Here is an 8,919-nt window from a genome sequence, read left to right on the forward strand (position 1 = left end):
CCACCCACGAAGCCAAGCTTCTTCGTCGCCTCAGAAATCGCCCCCAGCCCAGCCCCTCACCCGCCCCGCCGCGCAGACCCACCGCGCTTGTTGGGGGGAAAAGACTGAAGTGACCGACGAGCATGCGAGCGGCCGCGCGCTCGTCGGTCACTTCAGTCTTTTCCCCCAAACACAGACGGGTGGTGGCCGCAAAGGCGCGGGTGGGTAGGCTGTGGAGCGCCAATYAGGACGGGTCGCCGGAGCTGGCTGGTTTCATGGCCCGCGYGCGCAGCRCGCTTCGTGCACTGACTGTCGCCSACTGTTTGACCACAACGAACGAAGTGAGTGRCGGGAGTTTSGGCGACGGGCCATGAAACCAGTCAGCGCAGGGGAGTCATCGCCCCCGGGGCGATGACCGACCCGGCCGGCGAGCCACAGCCTACCCACCCGCGCCTTTGCCGCACAGACGCAGACGCAGACGCAGACACAGCAAACTACCGCTTCACCGGCGGCAGATCCGTACAGGCACCTTCGAATGCCTCCGCCGCCAACCCGATGGTCTCGCCCAGCGTCGGGTGCGGATGGATCGTGCGGCCGATGTCCACCGCATCCGCGCCCATCTCGATCGCCAGCGCAATCTCGCCGATCATGTCGCCCGCATGCGTGCCGACGATGCCGCCGCCGACGATCGCATGCGTGGTCTCGTCGAACAGCAGCTTCGTGAAACCCTCGTCGCGGGTGTTCGCGATCGCACGGCCCGACGCGTTCCACGGGAACAGGCCCTTCTTCACCTTCAGCCCCTTGGCCTTCGCCTCGTCCTCGGTCACGCCGACCCAGGCCACTTCCGGATCGGTGTAGGCCACACTCGGGATCACGCGCGCGATGAACTCGGCCTTGGCGAGATGCTCGTCACCCAGTTGCTCGCCAGCCGCGACTTCCGCCGCCACATGCCCCTCATGCGTCGCCTTGTGCGCCAGCATCGGCTGGCCAACGATGTCGCCGATCGCGAAGATGTGCGGCACGTTGGTGCGCATCTGCACGTCCACCGGGATGAAGCCGCGATCGCCGACCACCACGCCGGCCTTCTCGGCACCGATGCGCTTGCCGTTGGGCACGCGGCCCACCGCCTGCAGCACCAGGTCGTACAGCTGCGGCTCCTTCGGCGCGCCCTCGCCCTCGAAACGCACCAGGATGCCGTCCTTCGTCGCCTCGGCACCAACGGTCTTCGTCTTCAGCATGATGTTGTCGAAGCGCGGCGCATTCATCTTCTGCCACACCTTCACCAGGTCGCGGTCGGCGCCCTGCATCAGGCCGTCCAGCATCTCGACCACGTCGAGCCGCGCACCGAGCGACGAATACACCGTGCCCATCTCCAGGCCGATGATGCCGCCGCCGACGATCAGCATGCGCTTCGGGTTCTGGCGCAGTTCGAGCGCGCCGGTCGAGGTGACGACGCGCGGATCATCCTTCGGCAGGAATGGCAGCTTCACCGCCTCGGAACCGGCCGCGATGATCGCGCGCTTGAAACGGATGGTCTGCGTGCCGCCCTTCGCGAGCGCCACGGTGATGTGGTGCGGATCGGCGAACTCGGCCGTGCCCTGCACCACCGTCACCTTGCGCATCTTGGCCATCGCGGTCAGGCCGTTGGTCAGCTTGCCGACGACCTTTTCCTTGTGCTTGAGCAGCTTGCCCAGATCGACGCTCGGGGCCTGGAAGCCGATGCCCAGCGCATCGAAGTGCTTGACCTCGTCCATCACCGACGCCACGTGCAGCAGCGCCTTCGACGGAATGCAGCCGACGTTCAGGCACACGCCGCCGAGGGTCGCGAAGCGCTCGATCATCACCGTCTTCAGGCCGAGGTCGGCAGCGCGGAAGGCAGCCGAGTAGCCGCCCGGGCCGGCGCCGAGCACGAGCATGTCGCATTCGAGGTCGACCGTGCCGGAGAACACTTCCGTTCGCACTGAGCTTGTCGAAGTGCCCGCACCACTCTCCGTTCGCCCTGAGCTTGTCGAAGGGCTCGCTGCCTGAGCAGGGGCTTCGACAGGCTCAGCCCGAACGGATTCACTGGCCTCCAGCGCCAGGATCACCGACCCCTGGTTCACCACGTCGCCCACCTTCACCTTGACGTCCTTCACGACGCCGGCATGCGACGACGGGATCTCCATCGAGGCCTTGTCGCTCTCCACCGTGATCAGCGACTGCTCCGCCTTCACCGTGTCGCCGGGCTTGACCAGCAGCTCGATGATGGCCACGTCCTTGAAGTCGCCGATGTCCGGGACCTTGATGTCGATCAGTGCCATGCTCAGTCTTTCGCCTTCAGTTTGATCGTGTGGGCCTTGATCGGCCCGGCCGAGTTCTTGTCGAATTCGCAGCCGGCGCGCACGCCCAGCTCGGCGATCTCGCGCGCGGTCAGCTTGCCACCGTACACGCCGTACATCGCGCCCAGCGCGAACGCACGGCCCGAGCCGATCGCCCAGAAGCGGTCGAACTCGAACACCTCGCGGTACGAATACACGCCGTAGATGCCGGTCGCGTTGGCGATCAGCGCCGTGAACTGCGAGCTCTCGTACGGGTCGGCGTCTTCTTCCTTCGGGTTCAGGAAGAAGGTCTCCTTCAGCTTCGGGTGCACCTTCAGGAAGGTGTCGAACACCTCGTCGCGCGAGTGCAGCTTCAGGTCGTCGGGCGGCAGGCTGTTCAGCACCCGCCGCAGCACCGGGAAATGCGCCGTGGTGCCGGCCATGCCGACCCACGAATCGCCGACGCGGAACAGCTTCTCGTTCTCTTCATACCCATGCGCCAGCCGCGTGTCCCCGAAGGTCACGAGGCTGTCGGACRCGAGCGCCACCTGGGTTCCCTTGCGGACCACCACCACGGTCGTCATGGGGTGGCTCCGTTCAGAGCAGGACGCGGCGGAAGTCGGCCAGGATCTGCGCGAGGTAGGTGTTGAAGCGCGCCGCCGAGGCGCCGTCGATCACCCGGTGGTCCCAGCTCAGGCTCAGCGGCAGGATCAGGCGCGGCTGGAAGGCCTTGCCGTCCCACACCGGGCGCGTCGCCGACTTGCACACGCCGAGGATCGAGACCTCCGGCGCGTTGATGATCGGCGTGAAGTAGGTGCCGCCGATGCCGCCCAGCGAGCTGATCGAGAAGCAGCCGCCGGTCATCTCGGCCGGAGACAGCTTGCCCTCGCGCGCCTTGCCGGCGAGCTCGTTCATCTCCTTGCTGATCTGCAGGATGCCCTTCTTGTCGGCATCCCGGATCACCGGAACCATCAGCCCGTTCGGCGTGTCGGCCGCGAAACCGATGTGGAAGTACTGCTTCAGCACCAGCTGCTCGCCGTCGAGCGAGGCGTTGAACTCGGGGAACTTCTTCAGCGCCGCGACGCAGGCCTTGATCAGGAAGGCCAGCATCGTGACCTTGACGCCCGACTTCTCGTTCTCCTTGTTCAGCTGCACGCGGAAGGCTTCGAGCTCGGTGATGTCGGCATCGTCATGGTTGGTGACGTGCGGGATCATCACCCAGTTGCGATGCAGGTTGGCGCCGCTGATCTTCTTGATGCGCGAGAGATCCTTGCGCTCGACCGGGCCGAACTTGGTGAAGTCGACCTGCGGCCACGGCAGCAGGCCGGGGAAGCCCGAGCCACCTGCAGCGCCCGCAGCCGCACCGCCGCCGGCCGGGGCCTTCGCCGCCTGCGCCCGGGTCTGCTGGCCGCCGGCCATCACGGTCTTCACGAAGGCCTGCACGTCGTCCTGCGTGATGCGGCCCTTCGGCCCGCTGCCCTTCACCTCTTCCAGCGGCACGCCGAGTTCGCGTGCGAACTTGCGGATGCTGGGCGAGGCGTGCGGCAGGTCGGTCTTCAGGACCGAGGGGTCGTGCGCGGGAACATCCGTTCGCACTGAGCTTGTCGAAGTGCCCGATTGTCCTGAGCCTGTCGAAGGGACTGAGCTTGTCGAAGGGTTGCTCGCGGGTTGCGCAGGGGCTTCGACAGGCTCAGCCCGAACGGAGTTTGCGGCCTGCACCGTCGCGATCAGCGAGCCCTTCCTGACCTTGTCGCCGACCTTCACCTTCAGGTCCTTCACGACGCCGGCATGCGACGACGGGATCTCCATCGAGGCCTTGTCGCTCTCGACCGTGATCAGCGACTGCTCGACCTTGACCGCATCGCCCGGCTTGATGAAGACCTCGATCACCGCGACCTCGTCGAAGTCGCCGATGTCGGGGATCACCACGTCGACCACTTCCGTTCGCACTGAGCTTGTCGAAGTGCCCGACTGTCCTGAGCCTGTCGAAGGGACTGAGCTTGTCGAAGTGCCGGCCGCGACGGGCGCCGGTGCTGCGGCACGAGGGGCTTCGACAGGCTCAGCCCGAACGGGGTTGGCCCCGCCCGCCGCCTCGATCACCAGCAGCAGGCTGCCCTCGTTGATCTTGTCGCCGAGCTTGACCTTCAGCTCCTTCACGACGCCCGCGTGCGACGACGGGATCTCCATCGAGGCCTTGTCGCTCTCCACCGTGACGAGCGACTGCTCGGCCTTCACCGTGTCGCCCGGTTTCACGAGCAGTTCGATGATCTCGACGTCCTTGAAGTCGCCGATGTCGGGGACTTTCACTTCCACCAATGCCATGCTGGGTCTCCGGCGTGTTCTTGTGGCGTAGCCGTTCAGGCGTACAGCGGGTTGATCTTGTCAGCGTTGATGCCGTACTTCTTGATGGCCTCGGCCACCTTCTCGGCCGGCAGCGTCCCTTCGTCGGCCAGCGCCTTCAGCGCCGCGACGACGATGTAGTGCCGGTTCACCTCGAAGTGCTCGCGCAGCTTGCTGCGGAAATCGCTGCGGCCGAAACCGTCGGTGCCCAGCACCTTGTAGCTGCGGCCCTTCGGGATGAAGGCGCGGATCTGGTCGGCGTAGTTCTTCATGTAGTCGGTCGATGCGATCACCGGGCCGGCGTACTTGTCGAGCTGCTGCGCGACGAACGGCACGCGGGCCTTCTCGGTCGGGTGCAGCAGGTTCCAGCGCTCGCAATCCTGCCCGTCGCGTGCCAGCTCGTTGAAGCTCGGGCAGCTCCAGACGTTGGCCGACACGCCCCACTCCTTGCTCAGCAGCTCCTTGGCGGCCATCGACTCGCGCAGGATCGTGCCCGAGCCGAGCAGGTTCACGCGCGGCGTCTTCTTCGCGCCCTCTTCGAGCAGGTACATCCCTTTGATGATCTGTTCTTCGGTGCCAGCCTTCAGGCCCGGCATCGGGTAGTTCTCGTTGAGCAGCGTCAGGTAGTAGTAGACGTTGTCCTGCTTCTCCACCATGCGCTTCAGGCCATGGTGCAGGATCACGCCGACCTCGTGCGCGAAGGTCGGGTCGTAGCTGATGCAGTTCGGGATCGTGCCGGCCAGGATGTGGCTGTGGCCGTCCTCATGCTGCAGGCCCTCGCCGTTCAGCGTGGTGCGGCCCGAGGTGCCGCCCAGCAGGAAGCCGCGCGCCTGCATGTCGCCGGCCGCCCAGGCCAGGTCGCCGATGCGCTGGAAGCCGAACATCGAGTAGTACACGTAGAACGGCACCATCACGCGGTTGTTCGTCGAGTACGACGTGGCCGCGGCGATCCAGCTGCTCATGCCGCCGGCCTCGTTGATGCCTTCCTGCAGGATCTGGCCGGCCTTGTCCTCGCGGTAGTACATCACCTGGTCCTTGTCGACCGGCGTGTAGTTCTGCCCCGCGGGGTTGTAGATGCCGATCTGGCGGAACAGGCCTTCCATGCCGAAGGTGCGCGCCTCGTCGACGAGGATCGGCACCGCGCGCGGGCCGAGCTCCTTGTCGCGCAGCAGCWGCGTCAGGAAACGCACGTAGGCCTGCGTCGTCGAGATCTCGCGGCCCTCGGCGGTCGGCTCGAGCACGGCCTTGAAGGTCTCGAGATCAGGCACCTTCAGCTGCTCGTCGGCCTTGGTGCGGCGGTGCGGCAGGTAGCCTCCCAGCGCCTGGCGGCGGGCGTGCAGGTACTGCATCTCCGGCGTGTCGTCGGCCGGCTTGTAGAACGGGATGTCGGCCAGCTTGTCGTCGGGGATCGGGATGTTGAAGCGGTCGCGGAAGGCGCGCACATCCTCGTCGACCAGCTTCTTGGTCTGGTGGGCGGTGTTCTTGCCCTCGCCGATCTTGCCCATGCCGAAGCCCTTGACGGTCTTGATCAGCAGCACCGTCGGCTGGCCCTTGTGCTTGGTCGCGCGGTCGTAGGCGGCATACACCTTGTGCGGATCGTGGCCGCCGCGCTGCAGGCGCCAGACCTCGTCGTCGCTCATCTTCGCGACCATCTCCAGCATCTTCGGATGGCGGCCGAAGAAGTTCTTGCGCACGAAGGCGCCGTCGTTCGCCTTGAAGGCCTGGTAGTCGCCGTCGACGGTGTCCATCATCACCTTGCGCAGGATGCCGTCCTTGTCCTTGGCGAGCAGCGGATCCCAGTAGCTGCCCCACAGCAGCTTGATGACGTTCCAGCCGGCACCGCGGAACTCGCCTTCGAGCTCCTGGATGATCTTGCCGTTGCCGCGCACCGGGCCGTCCAGGCGCTGCAGGTTGCAGTTGAYGACGAAGATCAGGTTGTCGAGCTTCTCGCGCGCCGCCAGGCCGATGGCGCCCAGCGATTCGGGCTCGTCCATCTCGCCGTCGCCGCAGAACACCCACACCTTGCGGTTCTCGGTGTTGGCGATGCCGCGGGCGTGCAGGTACTTCAGGAAGCGCGCCTGGTAGATCGCCATCAGCGGGCCCAGGCCCATCGAGACGGTCGGGAACTGCCAGAACTCGGGCATCAGCTTCGGATGCGGGTAGCTCGAGATGCCCTTGCCGTCGACCTCCTGGCGGAAGTTCAGCAACTGCTCYTCGGTGAGGCGGCCTTCCATGTAGGCGCGGGCGTAGACGCCGGGCGACGAGTGGCCCTGGATGTAGAGCAGGTCGCCGCCATGCCCTTCACTCTCGGCGTGCCAGAAGTGATTGAAGCCGGTGCCGAACATCGTCGCGAGCGACGCGAACGACGAGATGTGGCCGCCCAGGTCGCCGCCGTCGGCCGGGTGCAGGCGGTTCGCCTTCACCACCATCGCCATCGCGTTCCAGCGCATGTAGGCGCGCAGCCGCTCCTCGATGTCGACATTGCCGGGGGAATGCTCCTCCTGGTCGACCGGGATGGTGTTGACGTAGGCCGTGTTCGCCGAGAACGGCACGTCGATGCCGGCCTGCCGTGCGTGGTCGATCAGCTGTTCGAGCAGGAAATGCGCGCGTTCACCGCCTTCCGCACCGATCACCGCCGACAGGGCGTCCAGCCATTCGCGGGTTTCCTGCGAATCGGCGTCGTTCGCCGCTGCACCGAGGAATGACTCCGGGTTTGCTGCCATGCTTGTCTCCGTCAAGTTGAACTTTTTCAGGCGGCGGCAGTGTCGCACAACTCCAAAAGCTTTCCAAATTGCGCGATCTCGTTTCGTATTGTGGGATTTCTTCGTATCCGACAGCGCCGGCGCATCGCCCCCAGGTACCTCCGGACCGGTTGACCGCAGCCGGCCCTCGATAATCGTTCCATGCAGCCGTTGAACCACCCGCCTCCGCGCAGTACCCCTCTCCCGAGCGCGGCCCAGAGAATCTTCGGCCTGTGGTGGCGGCGCCAGTCGCTCGCCCGCCAGGACCGCTTCGCGACACTCGGCCCGCTGGTGTCGGTGCTGCTGTTCCTGGCGGCGATCATCCTGGCCTTCTGGTACCTGCGCAACGAGGAATTCGAGCGCGAGCAGGAATCGGTCAAGCGCGACACCGAGATCGCGCAGCAGCAGATCCGGCTGCGGCTGATCGAGAACCAGGAGCAGCTGGTGCGCATCGCGCGCGAGATCGCCACCCGCACCATCGACCAGGACGAGTTCCTCGGCCAGGCCGCGAGCTTCACGCGCGAGCGCCCGGAGATCACGAACCTGATCTGGGTCGGTGCCAACCGCAGCCGCCGCGCCGGCTACGCCGCCACCGGCTTCCACCCGGAAAGCGGCTTCGGCGGCGAGGAGAGCAGCACCTCGGTGCCCAAGGAGGGCGCGAAGACCGAGCCCGAGGCCGCGTTCAGCGCCGCGCGCGACCTGCGCCAGCCGGTGTACTCGCGCCCGTTCACCGACCTGTACGGCACCGCGGTGTTCCAGGTGCAGGTGCCGCTGCTCGACCGCAGCGCGTTCTCGGGCACGCTGATCGCCGAGTACTCGATCGAGTCGCTGATGCGCTACTTCATCCCGGCCGAGGTGTCGACGCGGCACGCGGTGGCGCTGGTCGACAGCCAGGACCGCGTGCTCGCCAGCACCGTGACGCCGATGCCCGGCCAGCAGAACCGCCGCTCGGCCACCACCATCGTGCACGACGTGCCGCTCGCGCCGGCCGGCAACGGCCTGGTGCTGCGCGGCCAGGGCTACCGCACCTCGATCGGCCTGATCAGCAACACGCTGTTCTGGATGGTCGCCGCGCTGTCGGTGCTGACGGTGTGGATGCTGCTCGGCACCTGGCGCCACATGCGCCGGCGGCTGCAGATCCAGAGCACGCTGGTGTCGGAGACCAACTTCCGGCGCGCGATGGAAAACTCGATGCTGACCGGCATGCGCGCGATGGACATGGAGGGCCGCATCACCTACGTGAACCCGGCCTTCTGCGCGATGACCGGCTTCAGCGACGCCGAGCTGATCGGCCGCGTGCCGCCCTTCCCGCACTGGCCGCCCGAGCGCATCGAAGAGAACAACCGCCTGCTGCAGCAGGAGCTGCAGGGCCGCAGCCCGGCCGGCGGCATCGAGGTGAAGGTGATGCGCAAGGACGAATCGCAGTTCGACGCGCGCATGTACGTCTCGCCGCTGATCGACCCGAAGGGGCTGCAGACCGGCTGGATGACCTCGATGACCAACATCACCGAGGCCAAGCGGGTGCGCGACCAGCTGTCGGCCTCGCACGAGCGCTTCACCAC

5 protein-coding genes are annotated in these 8,919 nt (G+C 66.4%); 1 reads left to right on the top strand and 4 read right to left on the bottom strand.

Annotated features, from left to right (window positions below; translation table 11 throughout):
• Positions 1–473 precede the first annotated feature (473 nt).
• The 4 genes from lpdA to aceE are packed head-to-tail and all read right to left on the bottom strand — an operon-like array spanning position 474 to position 7,339.
• A complete protein-coding gene (lpdA, locus tag AC1DXV_RS27305; RefSeq protein ID WP_477867322.1) occupies positions 474–2,279 on the bottom strand; it encodes a dihydrolipoyl dehydrogenase in 1,806 nt (601 codons plus the stop codon).
• A gap of 2 nt (positions 2,280–2,281) precedes the next feature.
• The gene (locus AC1DXV_RS27310; RefSeq protein WP_477936509.1) at positions 2,282–2,860 is read right to left on the bottom strand and encodes an MFS transporter; all 579 of its coding nucleotides are present in this window, start codon (positions 2,858–2,860) and stop codon (positions 2,282–2,284) included.
• Between the two features lie 13 nt (positions 2,861–2,873).
• A complete protein-coding gene (gene aceF, locus AC1DXV_RS27315; RefSeq protein ID WP_477867326.1) occupies positions 2,874–4,598 on the bottom strand; it encodes a dihydrolipoyllysine-residue acetyltransferase in 1,725 nt (574 codons plus the stop codon).
• A gap of 35 nt (positions 4,599–4,633) precedes the next feature.
• A complete protein-coding gene (aceE, locus tag AC1DXV_RS27320) occupies positions 4,634–7,339 on the bottom strand; it encodes a pyruvate dehydrogenase (acetyl-transferring), homodimeric type (protein ID WP_477936511.1) in 2,706 nt (901 codons plus the stop codon).
• Between the two features lie 180 nt (positions 7,340–7,519).
• Here aceE and AC1DXV_RS27325 point away from each other — a divergent pair.
• On the top strand, positions 7,520–8,919 hold a 1,400-nt coding region (locus AC1DXV_RS27325; protein WP_477936513.1), incomplete at its 3' end, for a PAS domain-containing protein.

The organism is Rhizobacter sp. P3_C12 (assembly GCF_056402735.1).

What these genes read in the sequence shown, in the direction of transcription:
- lpdA (WP_477867322.1), bottom strand. Translation starts at nt 2,279, where the DNA reads ATGGCACTGATCGACATCAAGGTCCCGGACATCGGCGACTTCAAGGAC.
- aceF (WP_477867326.1), bottom strand. Translation starts at nt 4,598, where the DNA reads ATGGCATTGGTGGAAGTGAAAGTCCCCGACATCGGCGACTTCAAGGAC.